Source organism: Bacillus sp. M6-12, from assembly GCF_002860285.1.
Lineage (GTDB): Bacteria > Bacillota > Bacilli > Bacillales > DSM-1321 > Peribacillus.
The window spans coordinates 173,191-194,474 of sequence record NZ_PGVF01000009.1 but is presented as its reverse complement, the minus strand read 5'-3'; the positions used below and the strand labels follow the sequence as shown (position 1 = coordinate 194,474).

18 protein-coding genes and 2 pseudogenes are annotated in these 21,284 nt (G+C 36.7%); 8 read left to right on the top strand and 12 right to left on the bottom strand.

Going from position 1 to position 21,284, the window contains the following annotated elements; all coding sequences use genetic code 11:
• Window positions 1–77: 77 nt before the first annotated feature.
• Together CVD28_RS12695 and CVD28_RS12690 are read left to right on the top strand one after the other, a co-directional pair.
• On the top strand, window positions 78–494 hold the full coding sequence (locus CVD28_RS12695) for an SET domain-containing protein (protein ID WP_101592827.1): 417 nt from the start codon (window positions 78–80) through the stop codon (window positions 492–494).
• Window positions 495–1,091: 597 nt separating this feature from the next.
• Window positions 1,092–1,619, top strand: coding sequence for an isochorismatase family protein (locus CVD28_RS12690; protein ID WP_101592737.1), 528 nt, complete (start codon window positions 1,092–1,094; stop codon window positions 1,617–1,619).
• Between the two features lie 603 nt (window positions 1,620–2,222).
• Here CVD28_RS12690 and CVD28_RS12680 read toward each other — a convergent pair.
• The 5 genes and pseudogenes from CVD28_RS12680 to CVD28_RS12660 form a co-directional block, all read right to left on the bottom strand.
• Window positions 2,223–3,263 carry a hypothetical protein gene (locus tag CVD28_RS12680; protein ID WP_142384771.1) on the bottom strand — a complete coding sequence of 347 codons (1,041 nt, stop codon included), beginning with the start codon at window positions 3,261–3,263 and terminating at the stop codon, window positions 2,223–2,225.
• Between the two features lie 632 nt (window positions 3,264–3,895).
• On the bottom strand, window positions 3,896–4,366 hold the full coding sequence (locus tag CVD28_RS12675; protein WP_101592734.1) for a TOBE-like domain-containing protein: 471 nt from the start codon (window positions 4,364–4,366) through the stop codon (window positions 3,896–3,898).
• Window positions 4,367–4,629: 263 nt separating this feature from the next.
• Window positions 4,630–5,277 carry a 2OG-Fe(II) oxygenase gene (locus tag CVD28_RS12670; protein ID WP_374702523.1) on the bottom strand — a complete coding sequence of 216 codons (648 nt, stop codon included), beginning with the start codon at window positions 5,275–5,277 and terminating at the stop codon, window positions 4,630–4,632.
• A gap of 195 nt (window positions 5,278–5,472) precedes the next feature.
• Complete coding sequence (locus tag CVD28_RS12665) at window positions 5,473–5,985, bottom strand: GrpB family protein (protein ID WP_101592732.1); 513 nt, start codon at window positions 5,983–5,985, stop codon at window positions 5,473–5,475.
• A 466-nt stretch (window positions 5,986–6,451) separates the two neighbouring features.
• Window positions 6,452–7,384, bottom strand: a pseudogene (locus CVD28_RS12660) (transposase); the annotation flags it as partial.
• A gap of 899 nt (window positions 7,385–8,283) precedes the next feature.
• On the opposite strand from CVD28_RS12660, the gene CVD28_RS12655 reads away from it, so the two are divergent.
• Window positions 8,284–9,540 carry a sensor histidine kinase gene (locus CVD28_RS12655; RefSeq protein WP_101592731.1) on the top strand — a complete coding sequence of 419 codons (1,257 nt, stop codon included), beginning with the start codon at window positions 8,284–8,286 and terminating at the stop codon, window positions 9,538–9,540.
• Window positions 9,541–10,320: 780 nt separating this feature from the next.
• Here CVD28_RS12655 and CVD28_RS12650 read toward each other — a convergent pair.
• Entirely contained in the window at window positions 10,321–10,866 is a 546-nt protein-coding gene (locus CVD28_RS12650; protein WP_101592730.1) for a GNAT family N-acetyltransferase, read from the bottom strand.
• 169 nt (window positions 10,867–11,035) lie between these two features.
• Between CVD28_RS12650 and CVD28_RS12645 the strand changes: the two genes are divergently transcribed.
• Window positions 11,036–11,317: a hypothetical protein gene (locus tag CVD28_RS12645; RefSeq protein ID WP_101592729.1), complete on the top strand. Its 282-nt coding sequence runs from the start codon at window positions 11,036–11,038 to the stop codon at window positions 11,315–11,317.
• Between the two features lie 235 nt (window positions 11,318–11,552).
• On the top strand, window positions 11,553–11,888 hold the full coding sequence (locus CVD28_RS12640) for a L,D-transpeptidase (RefSeq protein WP_101592728.1): 336 nt from the start codon (window positions 11,553–11,555) through the stop codon (window positions 11,886–11,888).
• Between the two features lie 184 nt (window positions 11,889–12,072).
• On the opposite strand, the gene CVD28_RS12635 is transcribed toward CVD28_RS12640, so the two are convergent.
• The 3 genes from CVD28_RS12635 to CVD28_RS28090 all read right to left on the bottom strand — a co-directional run bounded on the left by CVD28_RS12635 (window position 12,073) and on the right by CVD28_RS28090 (window position 13,784).
• Window positions 12,073–12,882, bottom strand: coding sequence for a sugar nucleotide-binding protein (locus CVD28_RS12635; RefSeq protein ID WP_257985860.1), 810 nt, complete (start codon window positions 12,880–12,882; stop codon window positions 12,073–12,075).
• Between the two features lie 122 nt (window positions 12,883–13,004).
• On the bottom strand, window positions 13,005–13,352 hold the full coding sequence (locus CVD28_RS12630; RefSeq protein WP_101592726.1) for a YkgJ family cysteine cluster protein: 348 nt from the start codon (window positions 13,350–13,352) through the stop codon (window positions 13,005–13,007).
• Window positions 13,353–13,616: 264 nt separating this feature from the next.
• Window positions 13,617–13,784, bottom strand: a complete 168-nt coding sequence (locus CVD28_RS28090; RefSeq protein ID WP_180954146.1) for a hypothetical protein — start codon at window positions 13,782–13,784, stop codon at window positions 13,617–13,619.
• 118 nt (window positions 13,785–13,902) lie between these two features.
• On the opposite strand from CVD28_RS28090, the gene CVD28_RS12625 reads away from it, so the two are divergent.
• Window positions 13,903–14,406: a hypothetical protein gene (locus CVD28_RS12625; RefSeq protein ID WP_101592725.1), complete on the top strand. Its 504-nt coding sequence runs from the start codon at window positions 13,903–13,905 to the stop codon at window positions 14,404–14,406.
• A gap of 241 nt (window positions 14,407–14,647) precedes the next feature.
• Here CVD28_RS12625 and CVD28_RS12620 read toward each other — a convergent pair whose 3' ends face one another.
• Window positions 14,648–15,340 carry a transscriptional regulator gene (locus CVD28_RS12620; protein ID WP_101592724.1) on the bottom strand — a complete coding sequence of 231 codons (693 nt, stop codon included), beginning with the start codon at window positions 15,338–15,340 and terminating at the stop codon, window positions 14,648–14,650.
• A 284-nt stretch (window positions 15,341–15,624) separates the two neighbouring features.
• On the opposite strand from CVD28_RS12620, the pseudogene CVD28_RS12615 reads away from it, so the two are divergent.
• Together CVD28_RS12615 and CVD28_RS12610 are read left to right on the top strand one after the other, a co-directional pair.
• Window positions 15,625–16,823: pseudogene (locus tag CVD28_RS12615) on the top strand (iron-containing alcohol dehydrogenase).
• A 79-nt stretch (window positions 16,824–16,902) separates the two neighbouring features.
• Window positions 16,903–18,273 (top strand): aldehyde dehydrogenase, encoded by a 1,371-nt coding sequence (locus CVD28_RS12610; RefSeq protein ID WP_101592723.1) that lies wholly within the window; start codon window positions 16,903–16,905, stop codon window positions 18,271–18,273.
• 96 nt (window positions 18,274–18,369) lie between these two features.
• Here CVD28_RS12610 and CVD28_RS12605 read toward each other — a convergent pair whose 3' ends face one another.
• A complete protein-coding gene (locus CVD28_RS12605) occupies window positions 18,370–18,771 on the bottom strand; it encodes an acyl-CoA thioesterase (RefSeq protein ID WP_101592722.1) in 402 nt (133 codons plus the stop codon).
• Between the two features lie 462 nt (window positions 18,772–19,233).
• Entirely contained in the window at window positions 19,234–20,691 is a 1,458-nt protein-coding gene (locus CVD28_RS12600) for a protein adenylyltransferase SelO (RefSeq protein WP_101592826.1), read from the bottom strand.
• Between the last annotated feature and the right edge of the window lie 593 nt (window positions 20,692–21,284).

The window sequence follows — 21,284 nt, the reverse complement described above, 5'->3', positions numbered from 1 at the left end:
TAAAATAGATGCTTTCTTGATAATAAACCGTTATTATTATAAGGAAGTTAAGACAAAAGAACACGAAGGTGATTAACATAATAGAAATAAAGCCATCACCCCTCAGCGATGGGGAATTCAATAGAGGCGTATTTGCGACAGTTGATATAGCAAAAGGTGAACTTATACATGAAGCCCCGGTCATACCTTATCCTAATAGAGAACATATTTTAATTGAGCATACGGTACTTGATGATTATGTGTTTGAGTATGGTAAAAACCACACGGCAGTCGTATTAGGATATGGCATGCTTTTTAACCATTCATATAAGCCAAATGCCACTTATGATATTAATTTTGAGAACCATACATTTGAATTCTATGCATACACAGATATAAAAGCAGGAGAAGAGATACTAATCAACTATAATGGTGATGTTGATGATAATGAGTTGCTATGGTTCGATAAAGATAAAGATGAAGCAGAAAATGACAAGGATAAAACCGAAAGCTGATATTTCCTTACTTACTTTGAGCATTCATTTCATTTAGGTTATAATTCAATTGAAAAAGCCCCTTTGGTTTTGATTCGTCCTTTTTGCATTCAAGCTGGACATTAGTATCAAACCAAGGGCTTTTTTTTTATGCTCAAATCTCTTTTTTTATTTAGATGAACGTCGTCTATTTAGCACTAAAAAGAAGGTAGTTGTTTTCTCTAACTAGGACCCTTGTTTAGTAAATTAGAAAGTTGTGGATATTATAGTTTTTCCATCAAAAAATTCGTTCGTATCCATTTGAAAACTCAATATTTTTCCCTCTTTAGTTTAAGTATTTGTATACCTTCCCCTTAATGTTAGTTTGGATCCAAACTCCAACCAACGAACACTCTTATATGCTATTTTAAATGGTAAACCTTATACTAACCTCCCGTTTGATCAATTTGAGAAGCCTCCAGATTGGCAGCTGAGTCTTTAAGCATTGCCGATGCAAAAGATAAAAACGTATCGTTATGGTAACCACAATCAAAAGTTAAACCAGGAGATTTTTATTTTATTGCAAAATCAAATTGCCACCGTTATATTTAAAAAGAAACTAACAGGAAGTGTTTTTATATGAAACAGGCACTAATAATCATTGATATGCAAGAAATTTTCTTTAATCTTCCACAAAACTACTTATTTAATAATGAGCAATTAGTTATTAATATAAACGAGCTAATTAAGCAGGCAAAAGAAAAGAAAATACATATTATTTTCATTCAACATACTAGTCAAAACGAACAAGACGCACTTTTTGAAGGGAACCATGACTGGAAACTTCATAAAAATTTATTAGTAACCTCTACCGATAAAATCATCAAAAAATCAAAATGGGATTCATTCTATCAAACTGAACTCTTAGATTACCTAAAAACCAATGAAATAGAACAACTTATTTTTGCAGGCGCACAGACTGAGTTTTGTCTCGACACAACTATTAGAGCTGCCTATAGTTTAGGGTATCAAAAAAATCTGCTTTTCAAAGAGACACATAGTACATTAAATGGTGTAATTTTAAATGCAAGTGATATTATTAACCATCATCAGTCTATTTGGAATAATAGATTCCTAACTGTCATTGATGGTGATGCAAACTTATAAATTTCTACTATAAAGACGGGTTATTCTCGGTCCAAAATAAAGCTAATTGTTTCCAATTTTGTTTTTGAGTCTCACTGCATAATATGTTCACCTTGAATTAAATTCCATTGGAATTCGCTTGTTTTCTTCTAATATATGAGGCTATAATAGCTCAATTCCTGCCAAATAGGAGAAAAATATAAAAATCACCAAAAGGGGACCGGAATGAGACCATTCCGAACCCCTTTTGTCGACAATCTGCCTTGACTAGTTCTTTTAAATTAATCAAATATTTCAATAATGAAACACCAAAGTGCGGGTTTGTCGCCCACAAAAGACGGCTCTTCTAATTTATACATTATACTCCTTGAATCCATATTCAAATTTCCACAAATTCTTATACTTTTTTCCATCCCATCCCAGGGTTTAACAAAAGTACCTTCTAACATTTCAAAATCTAATTTCCCCTTAATCCATCTATTATTATAATAAGATAACCAATTACATATTCTCTTCGTGTTGTTTCTTAAATATCTCTGTTTTTTGGGAGATCCAAACAGCATTTAAGTGAATTTAGGGAATAACCCTCTCCTTAAATGTCCATTATTAAGTGACGGACAGATGCTAGTTAAATGACTTTATGACACGATAAAGAACACTATGTTTTTTATCCAATGTTGCCAGAAACTCATTTTCGGAGGCATCTTCACTCAAAAATTTCGTTCTGTTGATTTTCTGGGCTTTTACGTTTTTGTTAATACTCCATACTTCTTGGGTAACCTTGAGTGTTATTCCTTTTAGGCCGCCATTATCCTCTGGAAGTTTGTTCAATTTAATCTCAGTATAAGATTTTCTCTCATTAAAGTTTTTATCTACTAATATATCTGTTTTTAAAAAATTTCTTTTATCAAACATTCCTGATTTTTTCATCTCAGGTAGCGACTTATTAAATTCATCCTTAAATTCCTTTATCAATTGCTTTAGATCCGTTGCAGAAACGACGGTATCATCGCCTGTCATTTTGCTTAATTCATTCATAGCAGCTGCAAGTTGATTGAGGGCATTTTGATCCTTGCCCAAATTATCGAGGAATTTTATTAACAGACCAGGTACTTCATTGGCATATACTTCTGCATGAATCTTGTGACCTTGTACATTGTCACCATGGACTTTATAATTCACATTCGTTTGGACGTTAATATGGTTTGGATTTGGTAGATCCTTGACCACAGAAGGAAGCAATTTGGATTGTATATTCTGAACCAAAGTTTTATTTGATCCCGCACCCTGTACAGGTATGCGGATGGCCTTAGAAGCTTGATCTAACAGTAACACCATCTGCTTATTATCAGAATACAGCTGGAATGGAATTTTCCCTTGTGAAAGCTGGACAAATCCTCCCATGGAGAAGGTGTCAGCTTTTTGCATTTTTGTCTGAACATGCAATTTCATGTTATTCAATAGATTCAAAACCTTTAAATATTCTTTATCTTTTACGTCTGATTTATTATAAGCAAGGTTCAGTGAAACAACTGTATAGCTCTGAGCTGACTGGATCTTTGAGTTATTCAAGAACATTTGATTTAAATTAACACCTTTTACTGAATCGCATGCGGTCATTAAGAAGATAGAAGCAATGATTACTAGAAACAGTTTCTTAAACATAGAATTTCTCCTTTTTTCTTTTAAATAATTAGTTTCTCTCCCTAAAAGCTTTCCTTCGGTGAGATGCTTATAGGAATTCATTTTTTGCATTATTTTGCTATATATAACAACTCAGACTATTGTACCACCTTCCCATTTATTTCTAATATAAATTTAAAAAAACACACAATTGATTTACCCAGATTCTCTTGAAAATTCTATATACGCTGTTGTCATAATTCATTCGGCTATAAAAACAACAATGGCAAACGAAACATCAAGACATGGACCAGCCAAGATAAGCTTTTTCTCCGATGAAGATATTGAAAGTGCCTGTCCATTATTTCTCCCTCTTCATCTGTAATGGTATCTATAAAATTACTTCTTCCGGTTTGATAATGTAAACAAATTCATTCACAGTGAAATACTCCTTTCGAATATCTTTACTAAAATCTACCTTTTAAAATTCTCTTTTACTTTAACTATTCCTTTTTTTTGAAAAAATTAAATTCCATTGATTACCTCATAGGAAACCTGCCAAATCAGCTGAAAAAATTAAAATCCGGCAAAAACCGCCGGATCTTACAATAGAGTATAATCTATAAAAGTAAAGCTGCTTATTAGTCTCCACCACTTGTATTTTAAAATTTTTGTTATAGATTATATATTGCGCTTCTTATACCATTGGGGACATCCTCCGGTTCAGATTGCCTATTTTCTGTGAAAATATTCATTTTGCTGAAGTCTGCATAAAGCAGTTCGCCTTTTTCTAATGGACCGATTTCCTGATACTTTTCTGCACTAAGCTCAGCTTCAAAAAACCCGTCTATATCAAGACGTTTTAGTTCAACCCGAACGGCGCATCCAACTGCATGTATGTGAACAACCTCGGCAGGACTGCTGTGAGCCGATAATCTTCTGCTTAATCTTATATCATGGGGCCTAATAAACCCCACCCCCTCGTCAGTGAGCCCGTTTTCATGAAGCAGGGATTCACCCCGAAATTCATTTACTCTTCCTAAAATGCTATAAACGAAAGCATTTACGGGATCATTATATACTTTTTCCGGGTTTCCGATCTGTTCGATTTGCCCATGATTCATAACAACGATTGTATCAGCCATTTACTTCCCTGATTTCCTGGCGGATTCTTAAAACTTCGAATATGGCTTCAAGTTTTATCCCTTTTCAACTATCGATATAAATAATGGCTATTTTATAATTAATTTCCATTGGTAAAACTCCTTTATTCTCATCAAATAACCTCGTATTTACAACAACAAAAGGCTGCCTACGCAGCCGGATAATCTTAAACTAACGCACCCGTTGTTGAAGAAATAATCTACAGCAATCATTAACAGAGCTTTATTTAAAAGAATTCTAGTATTTATCTTACTCGTTGTCTCCTCATCCACTGTGTTGCAACCCATTTTTCCCCAGCAATAACTGGTGCTCCACCGTGTAATGTTTGCTCGTTTAATTCTGTATCGTTATAGAAGTATTCGAAATATACCGCCATACCCTTTTGAGGGAATACTGAAAAATTTAGTTTAGGAAAAAAAGTTTCTCCGCCTTGCTCCACATCATTTAAGTAGATTACGATTGTGCTAATTCTATTATTGAAACTTGCTCCACTTATTGGTGAAAAAAAATCAAAATGAGCTTTATACTCTTGACCAGGAGTATATTTAAGTATTTGAATACCGTCGCCATGTTCCATCGGTATGTTCATAATAGACGATATTCTTTTTTCGATTTTGATAATAGTGTTGTTTTCATTTTCTTGAAAAAACATACCACTGCTTGTTCTAATCTGATTAATATCGCGTGTTGCTCCAATTTTTGAACGCTGCATTTTGGCTTTTGACAACATAATTAGCTCTTCACATTCTTCGTCGCTCAAAACGTTGCCCAAAATTACTATTAGCGGTTCTTCTAACCTAGTAATTATATTAATCTCTCTATCTTCTGTTTTGATTTTATTTCCAATGTGATGAAAAATAGTTTGTTCCTTAATTTTAGTATCCGGTGTCAACTTTATCAGCTCCTTTAATTTTCACTGTTTTGTAGCAAAAGAATTTTAAAATAAGCATTTATATAAGTAAGTATTCTTTAAAAATATTAATACTCCTTTGTACTCTGCCTTGTTAGTTCAGTAAGCAAAAAGCCACCAATTCGGCAGCTGTGGATCTTGAACTAACGCAACCGTTAGTTGAGTATCTATTTGATATCACTTTTTAATTTTATCTAAGATTAATTTTACAAAATTAGTTTTATCATTTGCATACTTATGTTTATTATCTTTATTTATTTTTGAAAGTTCCAGTTTAAGTTGTTCATATTGAATTCTGGCGGCTTTATTGCTCCTTAAATAATCTCTAAAATTCAACTGTTCAAGTAGATATTTATTTCTGCTTTGATACAAATGAATTTGGTGTGTTCTTGGTTCACCTTTGTTGAAATAATATCTGTCTGGTAAAATATTTGTTCCCTTATATGAGTAACCCAATGATTCTAAAGGTTTGACACACTTTTCACCATCCTGGAATGCTTTGATTTCGACGGCAATATAAATAATGGGTTTTGCTCTTAAATATTTTACTGCTGTACTTCCAATATGATGAATTGCTAATATATGCTGACCAATTACCTCTTGAATTTTCCCTTTCTCTGATAAAAATTCCTTTTGCCAATCATCTGTCCAAGGGATTAAAAAAACTTCACCTTTCGGTAATCCCAGCATTTCATTACCTCCCTAAATTAATTTTATCAATGTCTATTTAATCTATTTATAACATTATTTTATTTCTACATCTGCCTATTGCACTAAACTCCCTCAATAAAAGAAGCTAATACGGCCGATTTCTTCGTTTTTCTTAGATTTTCATAGTTGTTTACCTAACGGTAAATGTTTTATGTTGGGGAATTATCACTGGAAAGGGTATATTTGGATCCTCAAAGGAAAAAGAGATATAACCCATTAAGCCACCTATTACAGAAATTGGCAGATTAGTAAAAATATGATCGCACTGGTGGATGTCCACATTTCTCATGGAGGTCAACCCTCCCAACCTCACAGATTCTTCGCTCTCAAATTCCTTCGTTCAACCTTTCCATGAGGTGGATGTCGGCCATGCTGCCCCACAGGGTCTTAGCCCGTAATTAGTTGCTTTGCCGACTAATCCGTCCAAAATCGTAAAACAACACTATTATTCATCCAAAAGTAAAACAGAATTTAAGCGGCCCTTTCTGCCTTCTTTGAAACTATGAGGGATATCTTTTAACATTTTTTCTTCACTAAATTCAAATTGCTTTTACTTATACTAAAGAAGATACGGATCAATTTATTACCAAAGCAAGAAGAGACTGCATCTTTTTTAATGGATTACCTGAGCGTTTCGTATAGTTCATGTAATGCCTTAAACGCTGAGTTTTTAGCTACGAGAGTCATAAAAACCCGAAACATCAGGGCCCTAAGCTTTTTGCGTCCTCTCTTTGTGATGGTTGTTTTCCCCTTGTGTTTACCAGAAGTATTTTCTTTCAAACTCAAGCCGGCCAGCTTAATAATCTGCCGGGGATGAGTATATTCTTTCAGATCACCAACTTCCGCAAAAAAACCAGCGACTTTGTCTCTCCCAACACCCTTTATCGCCAACATTTGTGGAACACCTGGTATTTCATCAAGTAATGTATCTATTTTTGCATCCAATTTGGCCATATTAGATCCTTGCCGAAGTCCGATGGACTTACTCGCTGCTTTCTTTAGTTCCCGAATCTTACTAATTCCCACACTCTGGGTTACGGATTTTCTTAGTTGAGAAAGTAACGCGTGTTCTTTGAAATTTACTATCTCATGCGGTAAAGCATATAGCCGTAAGAATTGTAATGCAGCCTTGCCCTCCCACTTCTTAAAGACCGTTAGAAACTCTGGAAAGTACCGATCAATCCAGTTATGCATCTGGTCTTGGACCGTTTGAAGGTCCTCTGTTAAAAGATCGCATATTTTCTTTCCCACACGGAGCTCGGCATAAACTCCTTGTGGTATAGTAGGTTCAGCTTATCTTCCGTCTTTGACCAAGCTGTGCAATGACTTTAGCATCTTTCACATCATTTTTAGGGGGAGAATTATCGTCAATCTCCTGCTATAGAGTATACAGTGACTAAATCTACTCAACTTCCTCAATACTTATACAGAAAAGCGATCAGACGTTGTTCTGATCGCTTTCTAGTACTTATTCTCGCTATTTTTTATTTCATGACTTTTTCCATTTGTTTTTCTATATTTTTAAGTGCTTTACTGTCTTACTAGTTCTTGAAATGATTTGTAATTTTTCGGCGCATTGGTCTTGTGTTCGATGCAGATTTGGCTAGATCGCTTTTTATTTTTTTGGGTAATATCAATTGGCTTGGTTCTGACACTTTCTCCCCCCTTATTTCACTTCCTGTCATAAATTTTTTCCATTCTCTTACTCATTTATACATATAAATTATAAAAATATTGAATTTATTAAGGCCTACGCCTGATACCACGATACCACTGGTGCTATCCATCCCAACTTAATTATAACTGAAAGCGCTTTCAAAAAAATAAAAAACTTTTAATTTATTCACTATATGCCTAGCAAAGACTGTTTCTTCACGTTCAAACACAATCCAATTGCAATGCCTCCTGGTAAAATGAAAAAAGTGTTAAAAGTATTTATAGATTTTTTAAGGTATCTCCTATCCTTTCCTATTAAAACTACATTAACAGGAAGGACCATTCTGTTTATTATATATTCTGAATTAGTGTTATATTATGGTTGTTAGAGTAATTTAAAGGAGGAAAAGCTGAAAATCTATCTTTAATTTGCCTCCATAATACACTAGTGTGGCTCGTTTACATTTTAAGTTCTATCTCTCTTTCAAGTGCCCTATTAAAACTGAAGTCGGTGTGAATTTACGGTATGTGTTACGAATAAATTTATCAACAAACCTTGCAAGATCTGTGTTTTATTTTTCGAGCCCGCATCATATATCTCATCTTTTAGGTGGTTAAAATATGGAAATGACCAAGCAATTGCTATTAAATCTTTCTCTGCTACTAGTGCTGCTGTTCTTCTTTTCATTTTACATGGACAAGAGGAACTTGACGACATTTCCGCGCGTGAGCACTTTATATTATTTTATGTTTTCGATTGTATTGTGCATCTTATTAACGAACAAAGTAAACAATTCCCTATTTTTTGACCTTCGGCATGTTCCTCTAGTGATTGGAACACTGTACCTGGGAACTGGTTTTCCACTTATGTGTGTCGCGCTCTTGGCTAGATCGATGTTAGGTATCGATTTGGGCTTCTGGATATCTTTTATCACCTTTTTGCTGTTTGTACTCTTGTCCCAATGGATTCATCCTTGGTTTCTGAATCAGAATTCACGGACGCGGTATATGGTCTGTGCCGCTTTCTCTATTGGACTTTCCATATTGGTCATGTTGGAAACTGCCACTTTCTTTGGAATATCCTTCGATTTGGAACACTGGATAGGATTTGTCGTGATCCCTGTAGTCGGCACGCTTATAATGGCACATGCAATGGAAATAATCAAACGTACTATATTAATGCAGCAACAACTAGTAAAAACTAAAAAGTTAGAAGTGGTGAGTCAGATGGGCGCTGCTATTGCCCACGAAGTACGAAATCCTCTAACTTCGGCTAAGGGTTTTATTCAATTGATCTTGGAGGATTCCAGTCTAGAGAAAAACAAACGGGAAGAATATCTTTTGATTACTCTCCAGGAATTACATCAGGCTGAAACAGTAGTACATGATTATTTAGCATTGTCTAAGCCGTCAATGGACAAAGTTGAGGAAATACAAACCAACAAAGAAATAGAAAAAATGTTAAAGTCCTTAATTCCACTGTCAAACCTAGATGGAATTGAAGTGAAAACCGTTCTGAAGTCAAGTGGTGTATTACTGGGGGATCGGCAAAAATTCCATCAATGTTTTTTCAACATTGCTAAAAATTGTATTGAAGCCATGCCAGCTGGAGGAAGTCTTACAGTTGAAACGTATGATAAGCCTTCAGAAGTGGTCCTTTCCATTTCAGATACAGGGATAGGAATGACCAAAGAACAAATTCAGCGCCTTGGTGAGCCCTATTACTCTACTAAAGAAGGCAAAGGCACCGGTTTGGGAATGATGGTGGTATACGGAATCATACGGGCAATGAATGGTACTATAACAGTAAAAAGCCAACTGGATACCGGAACTACATTCATCATTGCCTTTCCTAAAGTTGAAATTGGTGATACTTAATCCGGTCAGTTAGGGTGGAAAGGCAATTAGATTGCGACAATTATTAAAAAACATAGAGGTGAGGGAGTAATTGTGTACATACCAGATTATTTAAAATTACCGAATAAAATGCTGTGATTTTATCAAAAGAAACAGTTTTGAAATTCACTCTTCCAAGAAAAATACACATTTACCTTTTTTAATTGATGAAAAAAAGGGGTGAAGCTAATGTATTAATAGTCATATGACAAAACCACCCCCCTTGGAAATACTTAAACAATAAAGAAGTGATTTTCTCTAGACCAAACGATTATATTTGACCAACTTGGTTTAAGGAAGATATTGACCTCTCTCTTTTGATTCTGAAAACTGTGGTTTAGATAAGAACCAACCACCTAAGGCGATGAGTATTAGGACAAACCCGATGAAATTGAGTTTGCCTGCAGTTATTTTTATTTGGCCTGTTAATGGGGGCGGCTGATTTCCGTTCCAGGCGCTTCGCTTTCCGCGGGGCGGGCAGTGAGCCTCCTCGCCGCAGGCTCCTGCGGGGTCTCACCTGTCCCGCTGCTCCAAATATCCTGGAATAAACACCTCACAAAGGAAATGCGAATGCATTTTTGAGGATCTTGCGCCTTCCACTCCAATCAACTGGCTTTTAAACGCTTATAATGGAACGTACCTAAAATATTTTTTAAATTGATACATAAAATGATTGAGGTGACAAAGATGCTTTCGAAAAACAATCCTATCCAGCGAGATCAATTAGAGATATTTATGTATTTTAATAGGACAAACGTTTTATCAATCATTGTATCTTCCCATAACAATGGTGTTATAGTATTTGCCGTCTGAAAGGATTTTGTCTTTTTTTAAGATGCCTTCTATTTCAAATCCAAGCTTTTGATAAAGTTTAGCAGCTTTGTCATTTGTCTCAAGCACATGCAAAGCGATTTTTTTAATACCATTAGAGTCAGCCCAGGTAATACATTCGTTTAAAAGGTTTTTTCCAATGCCATATCCCCAGAATTCCTTAAGTACGCCTATTCCAAATTCTACTTTATGGGAGAATCTCTTTAGATGATTACCTTCGCATCTGGAAAACCCGACGACCCGTTCATGAACTACGGCAACTAGAAATAAGTTTCTAGGACTTTCTGTGTCGGTTTTTATGATTTGTTCAAATCCCGCTTTATCTATGAACGCTTCCCCTTTTTCTCTGTCCAGATTTTCGGTCTCTCCATCAATCTGTAATCTTAAATCAGACAATTCTTTTGCATCTTTAATGATTGCAGACCTGATCGAATAATTTATCCCATTCACATAAAATTCTTGATTGTCAATTATCATGAAATACTCCATTCATACTTATTTATTACATTCCTCGGATACATTTTAGAATATTAATATGTCTTGGCAATTTCACCAATACTTTATTTTTATGAAAATCTGTTCAACTCTCAATAAGGGTTTAATATCTCCAAATTAAGAAATACTGCTTTATAAGGTGGTGTACTTAATGGACTTAGTAGATTTCCCAACTATACATACAAACATTTGGGATGCTGTGATAGCAATACCTGTCATAATGATTCTAACTCAAATAATTAAAATTTTTTTCCATGTTCCAAAAAAATTTGTACCTTCGATTGCACTATCACTTGGCTTGATCATTTCTATATTCATGAGTCACCGGCACAGCATAGTAACAGGGGCTTTCATGGGTTGGTTCTATGGTTATGCTGCGATTGGTAATTATGCTGCTTTAAAAACAGCCATAAAAAGTTATAGGAATAATTAGTAAGCTGCTTTCCAGCAACGAGCTTTCTGGATTTATTTTTCAGACTCAAATAAATGTCCAATTTCAGGACACCCCTTCTAAGGGGGCTTGTTAAATTACTTCGTTTTATGTGTCTAATATTTCGTCCTGTTCTTTAACCAGTAATGTTTTCTTTTTGACTGTTTTATCAACTACAGTTTATTAACAAATGCCTGAATCACTTCATACAGTAGTAAATAAAATGGAGTTGATTTTCTTGGCGAGATGGATTGATATATCAACATCAAAGCATCAATTAAAGCTTTTTAATGGAAACCGCCTTATAAAAACTTACCCAATTGCAGTTGGTAAAATGCTGTCACCAACACCTTCCGGGACATATAAGATTATCAATAAACAGCGTAATCCGGGCGGACCCTTTGGAGTACTTTGGATGGGGTTGTCAAAACCTCATTACGGAATACACGGTACAAATAACCCAGCTTCTATCGGAAAGAATGTCTCTCACGGATGTATTAGAATGTTTAATCGTGATGTACTTGAATTATCCTCTAAAGTTCCGATTGGTACTAATGTAGTTATTCATAAATGACTTTGTTAAAATGAAGATTCATTTAGGATTGAAGGAAGGGTGAATCAATTGCTCTTCATAATCATTTTTAATATCATCCCTACCTCCAAACTCGTTTGCTGCATTCTCTCTATAAAGCCTCAAAACTTTCTTCTGTTACTATTTCAATAGTGCTTTCTTGCTAGTAATAATAACTTCCCAAGTATTAATCAAGTAATTCTGAAATGACGTCTTCATTTGTTCTTTGTAAGGAATCTGGAATAATGCCTCGAGACGAAACTAAACCAAAATATTGAGTTGATCTAGTATTATTGTATAGTTTGTATTCAATTTTCGGATTGCTTATATTGAGCCGGCTTAGAAGCTGTTCGATAAAATTTGAGTGAGCAGACATGTCGATTGTACCAAGGTGAATAATGCCTCTTTTATCATGTTGTATGATGTAATGTAATTGTTTAGCTAAAAGCGTATCCGAAATATTATTACACTCCAGATTACTGTAACAGGAAATAGTGTCATTACGTTCAATGCTTTTTATTAACGACATTAATCTTGGAGAAGACTTCCCGCAAACTTGCGGAATTCTAATAATAATTGAGGTCTCCCCTAAAATCTCATTTAACAGATTTTCACATTCTGTTTTAAACCGGCCGTATGATGACTCATGCACTGGCAAATCCATTTCAGAATGATGCTTTTTATAATCACCATCAAATACATTTACTGACGATAGATAATAAACCTTTGTGTCTGTATTTTGTAATTCCATGGCTAATTGCTTATGAAATGCCAGCTGTTGATTGAAATCGCCTCGCAAACAAGAAACTATTATTGCAGGTGCTACTTTCGAAATGATTTCTCTTAATAACTTTATCTCATGAACTCCTAATGAAAATCTATTATTCTCCGGAAGATCAACGGGTGAAGAAACATAAGAACCAAATACTTCAAAATCATGCTCGAATTGCTCAATCAAAGCCTTACCAGCTAAACCGCTTGAACCAAGTATCAGCATTCTCTTCAATGTTTATGTCCTCCCTTTTTAAGTTATAATTGAATACCGTTTTTTTAGCCTTCTTCCTAGAAGATTAAAGAGATTATTATTGTTTTAGTTTTTCTGAAATAATGCAAATGAATTCACTTAAAGTAATCCCATTTAAAATCAACTGTTAAGATACCTACAGACTTATCTGATACTGGAAGGATTCGTTTTTTGGCCATTTCAGGTTTACGAAAACAAACAAGTTCTTTATAGTACCCAAACATTCTGCAAATTTCAGGTCTTACTATATGAATTCCGCATTGGTCTTTATCAATATCATAGAAGATACATGTACCATAGTATCTTTTTTGATTTTCTAATTCCAAACGTTTCTTAAGGGGCATTAATTTAATCTTCTTTTTAATCTTTTTAAGTTCTGATGCGGTGACAGGAACCGGACCACAGCATAACCCCTTGCATCCATTACACGGTAAACTATCCATATTTGTCCCCTTTTTTTATTGTGAATTAATGTCTGTTATAAAAAAATAGAATTCCCCCGTAAAAGGGCTAAAAATTTAATACTATATCAGGCGATTCTGCAAATTTAAAACACAGGAAATATAGCAGCGTTTCAGTTACGATTAAACACTAACGTTCGTTAGTATTATAGAAGGAATTTCCAAAGATGGCAATGGGCTTTAATTAAATAATTTTTAAAAACTATATTCCTATTGAACGATCAATGCGTCATTTGCCATTACACCCTATCTTAAATTCATGCTGACAGTTACTTCATTTTTGTTTGTAATATCCATTATGATGTCTGCTTCTTTGTATTTAACGGGAAAAATTGTTGCCTGTTTTCCCCTAACGACTTCATTTTCCTTTACCCATCCCTGTAACTGTATTTTAAAAACATTTCGGAGAAACATCTATAATTCCTGCTAAGACTAGTTTCATATTTTAAGGATCTAAATAGGTTAATAAAAAGGTGGTTAATGCTACTGATGAAGGACTAATAAAATTAAAGATGGCAATGGAGGTATATGTATGGTGAATTTAAATTCATTTCGCGGTACAGTCACAATGATTAGTGATTTTATGATAAGTCCAAACGATGAAAAAGCTGGATGCTACAAATTATTCACTGTAGAAAATGAAACCGGAGAAACGGTTAATTTCGTGGTTTCCCCCACAACTTATGTTGTAGACCACGCAATGGTTGCAGCGGGTGACAGGGTAACTGGATATTATGATGCCAATGCGCCTGTCCCTCTTATTTACCCGCCGCAATATAGAGCACTAGTGATGGTAAGAGAAAGCCCGTATCAAAATGTAAAAGCTGATTACTTTAACGAGCAGCTCATAAGCAGTGATGGCATGCTGAAATTAAACTTATCTCCTAATACTCTAATTATTTTGCCAAACGGGCAAGCCTTTTCAAGATATCCGGCCAACCGGAATCTTATTGTTATCTATGGACCTTCTACGAAAAGCATCCCTGCCCAAACCACTCCCTATAAAATAATCGTTATGTGCTGGGAATCTGTGTGAACAATTGTCCTCTGAAGCTTAGTTTAACGTAATTAAACTGATTTTCACTGAAATGCAGGTCATTTTCTGGGAATTATTTAATCCTCACGGAATTAAATTTATTTTCACGGAATTAGTTCTTAGTTTCATGGAATTCAGCTTTACGGCAGTTGAATCATACACCAACTCAAGGAGCGAAGCCCAAGCAGAATAATAAAACTGCTAAGCTTCGCTCCAATTTTACTGTAATCAGGTGATAAATTCATCCCTCTCCTATCCCGCTATTGTTTGGCGCCTCTTTTATTAAATCAAGCAAATAAAGCATTTCCTGTCTATTAAGTTCTTCTAATGTAGCCGTAAATTGTTTTACAAGCTGAACCATTTCCGGACTGATTTCTTCACTGGCTGATTCTATAATCATGCCTATGACAGCTCCTACAAATGCAGTCAGCTTTATAACAGGCGTATTTGAAACATTAATTAAATTGATGGTCAGCTCTTGTATTCTTTTTCCTTCCCTGTTTAAGTAAACTAAAAGGACACCAATAAAATACGCACATAACTCGACCTTTAATTCTGCTTTTGCAAGTGTATTAAATAAAGGCCCAATTGGTTTTTCAGCCTCTCCGGCTTTATTCACAAATCCGATTACTTCATTTTTAATTTGCTGCCACTCCTCTTCATTGGACAGGGAGTGTCTGTTTTTCTCAAATAATATTTTTGATTTTTCTGTTGGAGTGTAAAGGATGATCGATCTTCCAGTTTCATGCTGATTTACTGTATATGACCGTTCCAAGAAATCCTGCTTTTCCAATTCTTTTAATACATCGTAAGCTGTCCATTTGCTTACACCTATAGACTTCGCTATCTCGGAATAATGAATTGGTTCATTTGTTTCCGAATACATATGAACAATCACTTCTAAAAATTGTTTCCGGCGGTTTGTAAGCTTCATTTAACGGCCTCCAAGCGCTATATAAACAGCTAATCTTTAAGAATCATTCCTTGCTTTCTGATATTTCCTTTTTTTACAGGGGTGCTGGGATATAATAATCCCACCCGCTTAACCGTTCGCTCAAGCTTTGTTCTTGACACTTTCCAGAATAATCAGCTATAAAAAGTATATACACTTTTTGGGTTTTTTGGGTAAATTTTTATTTTTTTCAATAATTTTTTTGCAATTTTTAGATATTTCTTCCCTTTAAGAATTTGAATAAGAATAGGACGTGAAGCATGATACTGTACAAAATGTATTGCAGATTGTATCAAGGCGTTTATCGAATCGTACTTCCTATGCTGCCATGGAGGCAACCCCAGCTGTTAGAGGGAGAAAACAGTTTAACCAGGCTGCCTGCCCTCATAAAAGACCACAAAATTGAAAGCGTATTAATTGTTACTGATAAAGGGATTATTTCACTTGGGCTGATGGATGGTTTGCTCAAAGGATTAGACGATGCAGAAATCCAATATTTTGTTTATGATAAAACCGTTACAAATCCTACGATTGATAATATTGAAGAGGCTTTAACGATTTACAAGGCTAACAATTGCCAGGGGATTATTGCTTTTGGAGGAGGATCTCCTATGGACTGCGCAAAAGGTGTAGGGGCCCGCGTAGCAAGACCCAAAAAGAGCATCTCACAGATGAAAGGCCAGTTAAAGGTTTTAAAAAAGATCCCCCCACTCTTTGCAATTCCGACAACTTCTGGTACCGGAAGCGAAGCGACTCTTGCTGCTGTTGTCTCCAATAGTCAAACTCATGAAAAGTACGCTGTTAATGATACTGTGCTGATTCCTCATTTTGCTGTACTGGATCCGCTGCTTACAGTTAAACTTCCGCCGCATTTACGTCGTCAACCGGGATGGATGCTTTAACCCATGCGGTTGAGGCATACATTGGCAGAAGTAACACTGATGAGACAAGAAAGTACAGCAGAGAAGCAGTTTCCTTAATTTTTGAAAATCTCTATGAAGCTTATTCCAACGGTACAAATCTAAAAGCGCGCCGAAACATGCAGAGGGCTTCCTATCTTGCGGGGATGGCGTTTACCCGAGCCTATGTTGGCTATGCGCATGCAATCGCCCATACTCTCGGAGGGTTTTACTCCTTCCCTCATGGTTTAGCCAACGCTATTATCCTGCCATACGTGCTGGAGTACTTCGGAGAATCTGCGCATAAACCGCTTGCTGAGCTCGCTGATCTTGCAGGGCTTGGACAGGCAAATGACACCGATGCGCAAAAAGCTGCAAAGTTTATCGACGCCATCAAGAAACTAAACGAAAGTATGAAAATACCTAAAAAAGTGAGAGGCATAGTGGACAGTGATATTCCAGTCATGATAAAGCGGGCTTTAGAGGAAGCCAATCCGTTATATCCCGTGCCTCAAATATGGTCAAAAGAAGATATGCAAAACCTTTACCAAATGATAAAGGAATAGAAAAATGAATGTAATAGTAAGCAGCCAAAGCAATGAAGAATTAAATAGAGTATATTATAGAAGTTAGGAGGTTGGACATGTGGAAACTTATCATTTACTCGCAGAAAAACAAAAGGCGTTTTTCCGTTCCGGTAAAACAAAGGATATAAATTTTCGTGCAGCAGCACTGGAGAAATTAAGAGAAGCCATCCGTACCAATGAAAAACAGTTCACTGATGCATTAAAAGCGGATTTAAATAAATCAGAGTTTGAAGCTTATTCCACTGAAATTGGTGTTGTTTTAGAAGAAATACGATTTATGGTCAAGAATTTCCGCAAATGGGCTAAGCCGCAAAAAGTAAAAACACCTCTGACCCATTTCGGCTCCACAGGCTATATTTATCCTGAGCCATATGGTACAGCACTGATTATAGCTCCATGGAATTATCCATTTCAGCTGGCTGTCGCACCTTTAATCGGAGCAATTGCTGCGGGAAATTGCGCGATCTTAAAGCCATCCGAATTGACACCGAAAACATCTGAAATATTAGCAAAAGTTATTTCAGCCATTTTTCCCGAGGAGTATATTTCAGTCGCAGAAGGCGGCATAGAAACAAGCCAGGCACTGCTGGATGAAAAATTTGACTATATTTTCTTTACAGGCAGTGTTCCAGTCGGGAAAGTTATTATGGAGGCCGCTTCCAAAAATTTGACCCCAATTACATTGGAATTAGGCGGAAAAAGTCCATGCATTGTCCATGAAGACGCCAACATTAAGCTGGCTGCCAAACGAATCGTCTGGGGAAAGTTTATGAACGCCGGTCAAACATGTGTCGCACCCGATTATTTGTACCTTCACCGAAATATCCGGGATACATTTCTTCATCACTTTGTCGAGGCCACAAAAGAATTGTATGGGGAGCATCCCTTAAACAACCCGAATTTCACACGGATTGTCAGCAAAAAACACTTTGACCGGCTGCAATCATTTCTAAATGATGGTGAAACATTGCTTGGCGGGGGCATAAACGAAGAAACCTTAACGATTGAGCCGACCGTTCTTACTAATATCACATGGCAGCATCCGGTGATGCAGGATGAAATTTTTGGCCCGATCCTGCCTGTACTGGAATACAAAGAATTATCCGAGGTTATTGAGGGAATACATAAACATCCTAACCCGCTTGCCCTCTACCTCTTCTCCCAAAGTGAAGCAGTTCAGCAAAAGGTGCTGAACAGCATTTCTTTCGGGGGAGGCTGCATAAATGATACGGTTTACCATCTCGCCTCCCCCTACTTGCCCTTCGGCGGAGTTGGAAGCAGCGGAACCGGCGCTTATCATGGCAAAGGTAGCTTCGACACCTTTTCCCATCAAAAAAGCGTCCTTAAACAAACAACCAGATTTGACATTCCGGTAAGATACCCGAATGTTAAAAATGGGCTAAAAATGATAAAGTACTTTTTAAAGTAAGCGCCATTATATAGAATATGTTATGCGCGAAATGCTGATGGTATTTCGTGCATCTTTTTGTAGAGTTGCAAAGGCAAATTGAATTTTCCGTTCATTTTATTTCAGAGCTTCATTTAAATGCTGTTGTAATTCTCGTCTAATACTTTCAGGAATTGACTCTGACTTCTGGGTTTCAAGATTAAAATTCACATACACAGCGACACCTTTTGCACATAATCGATTGTCCTGGTGGATCTCCTCGTAAAGTTCTAAGCTAGAATTTCCAATTCTCTTAACCCATGTCCGAACTTCAACATCTCTACCAAAATACATTTGGTCTATATAGTCAACGTTCATATTGAGGATTATCATTTTCCAGTTTTTAAATGAGTCATCAGGTGTGAACAATTTAAAAAGCTTATTTCTTCCGGCCTCAAACCATATTGGGACAGTAGTGTTATTAATGTGGCCAACTCCATCTGTTTCAGAAACTCTTGGTTCTATGATTGTCCTATACAATTTTATCCTCCTTATTATCAATTAAACTCCTATTTGATTTTTAACAGCATTTTGTTCATAATTCGCCTATTGCCTTTTATACCAATCTTTAATTCATTCCTTTATTTCTAGTTCAAATGGTGTTTTACCTTCTTTAGCTGCGATAAATGCTACAATATCTTCTTCATCGTCAATTTTTGCTTAAATTGAAAAAATGGCACTTACCAGCAACAGCTTTGGATGGTGATTAATATAGTACTCTACTTGGAAGAAGAGACAAACTCTCTTTTAACTCTTATTAGACCACCCATACGATTGAGTAACAATACCTTACAGAAATAGACCTAGAATTTAAAATAATATAAGAGCCTTCTCCACTGGAAAAGGCTCTTACTGATATTTCCTTAAAAGTATAACTTTAGGTTCTTGAAATGTATAGCTTGTGCTCAGTATTTTGCGAGGTTATGCAGTTTACCCTCCCTTTCACGTTCCGCAAAAAGTCTGATATGGACGATTGGATGGCGCGGGCAGCTTGCAGTACTCCTCTTGTTCCGGAGAATGCGCGTAAGGATTTGAAAGAACATCCAAGAGCTTCTCCAATACGCTGTAGTCTCCATTTTCTGCGGCTTCCAGTGCTTCTTCAACCCGATGGTTCCGAGGGATGACCGCAGGATTGCTGTTTTGCATCAGCTGTTTTGAGGCAGCTTTTGATTCTTCCTGCCTGCCTAATCTTGCCTGCCATTGTTCGTTCCATTTTTCAAATTCAGGGGTTCCCTGCAAATCAGTTTCACTGATTTTATCAAATGTTAATGCCCGGAAGGTATTGGTAAAATCCGCACGATATTTCTTCATCACATTGAGAAGGTCTTCAATAAGGGACTTATCCTCTGTCTCCTCATTAAATAAGCCAAGCTTTGCTCTCATTCCCGCCAGCCATTTCTGGTTATATAACTCCATAACACCAGAAATTTCATTTTGAGCTATTTCTACAGCCTCTTCCTGATTTTCATGGAGGAGCGGCAATAGGGCTTCGGCAAACCGGGCGAGATTCCAGCCGCAAATAATTGGCTGATTGCCATAGGCATAACGCCCTTGAGTGTCTATGGAACTGAATACCGTTTTCGGATCATATTCATTCATAAAGGCGCAAGGACCATAATCAATGGTTTCGCCGCTGATGGTCATGTTGTCGGTATTCATTACTCCGTGGATGAAACCAACCAGCTGCCATTTGGCAATCAGCGCGGTCTGTCGTTCGATAACTCCCTTAAGCAGCGTGAGATATTTGCTCTCATCATCTTTGATGTCTGGATAATGGCGTTCTATTGCATAATCAGCCAGGTTACGGAGTTCTGCAGCTGTGCACCAGTTGGCCGCATATTGAAAAGTTCCAACACGGAGATGGCTGGCAGCCACTCGGGTCAGAATGGCACCTGACAAAACTGTTTCCCTGATAACAGATTCACCGGTTGACACAACTGCCAGACTCCGGGTAGTAGGAATTTCTAAACCATGCATGGCTTCGCTTATGATAAATTCGCGCAGCATTGGCCCAAGTGCCGCTCGTCCATCGCCACCCCGGGAATAAGGGGTTCTGCCTGGTCCCTTCAGCTGAATATCATAGCGTTCACCTTTAGGTGTTATCTGCTCGCCAAGCAGCACCGCCCGGCCATCACCCAGCTTGGTAAAATGCCCGAACTGATGTCCGGCATAAGCTTGGGCAAGAGGATGCGCCCCTTCAGGAATCCGATTTCCGGCAAACACTGCTGCCTCTTCCTCACTATGCAGTGCCTCGGCGTTCAGCCCCAGGGATTCAGCCAGCGAATCATTAAGTATGATCAGCTTCGGTGACCGTACAGGGTCAGGGTTATGACTTGTAAATAATGATTCCGGCAGTCGTACATAACTATTGTCTAAGTTCCATCCGGTTACTTTTGTCATCATATCTCCTTCCTCTAACTTTTTTATTTTTTTAAATATCTTCAGGCAGTCTTTACTAATGTCTGCTTCTTCCAATGGATTATACTCTATACGGACTGAGAGAATGCCCTGTCAAGTTCCTATATAAATCTTTAAATTCATCTCAGACTCCCATTTCCTCTATCATTCGATCTGCTGCCCGTACTAGAAAACACCTGCACTGGTTTCTTACTCCATTGGTTTCCTCTAAAATGCTCTTCAGTTCATCTATTTTTACACCAGGAGCAAGAAATGTAAACACAAACCATTAGAGATATTGCTTATGAAGTTTTTCCTATACAGTACCCTTTTTCTCGCATCGTCGCACTCTATAAAAAATCTATTCTTCTAGAAATATCTAAACATATCAATGCATATTTTTCCACCAAATTTCGAATGCAATTTCAATGAACATCAAGAGGAAGGGCTTAAACTAGTTCCACTTTTGCTGCATTTGCCTTTTCAATATATTATTCCCCTGCTCCTGCTTACCATCGCTTTAATTCAAAATAGGAAAAAAAATCGAGACCAGGCAAGAGTTAAAAACATGAAAAGGGTAGGTCTAGTCATAATTA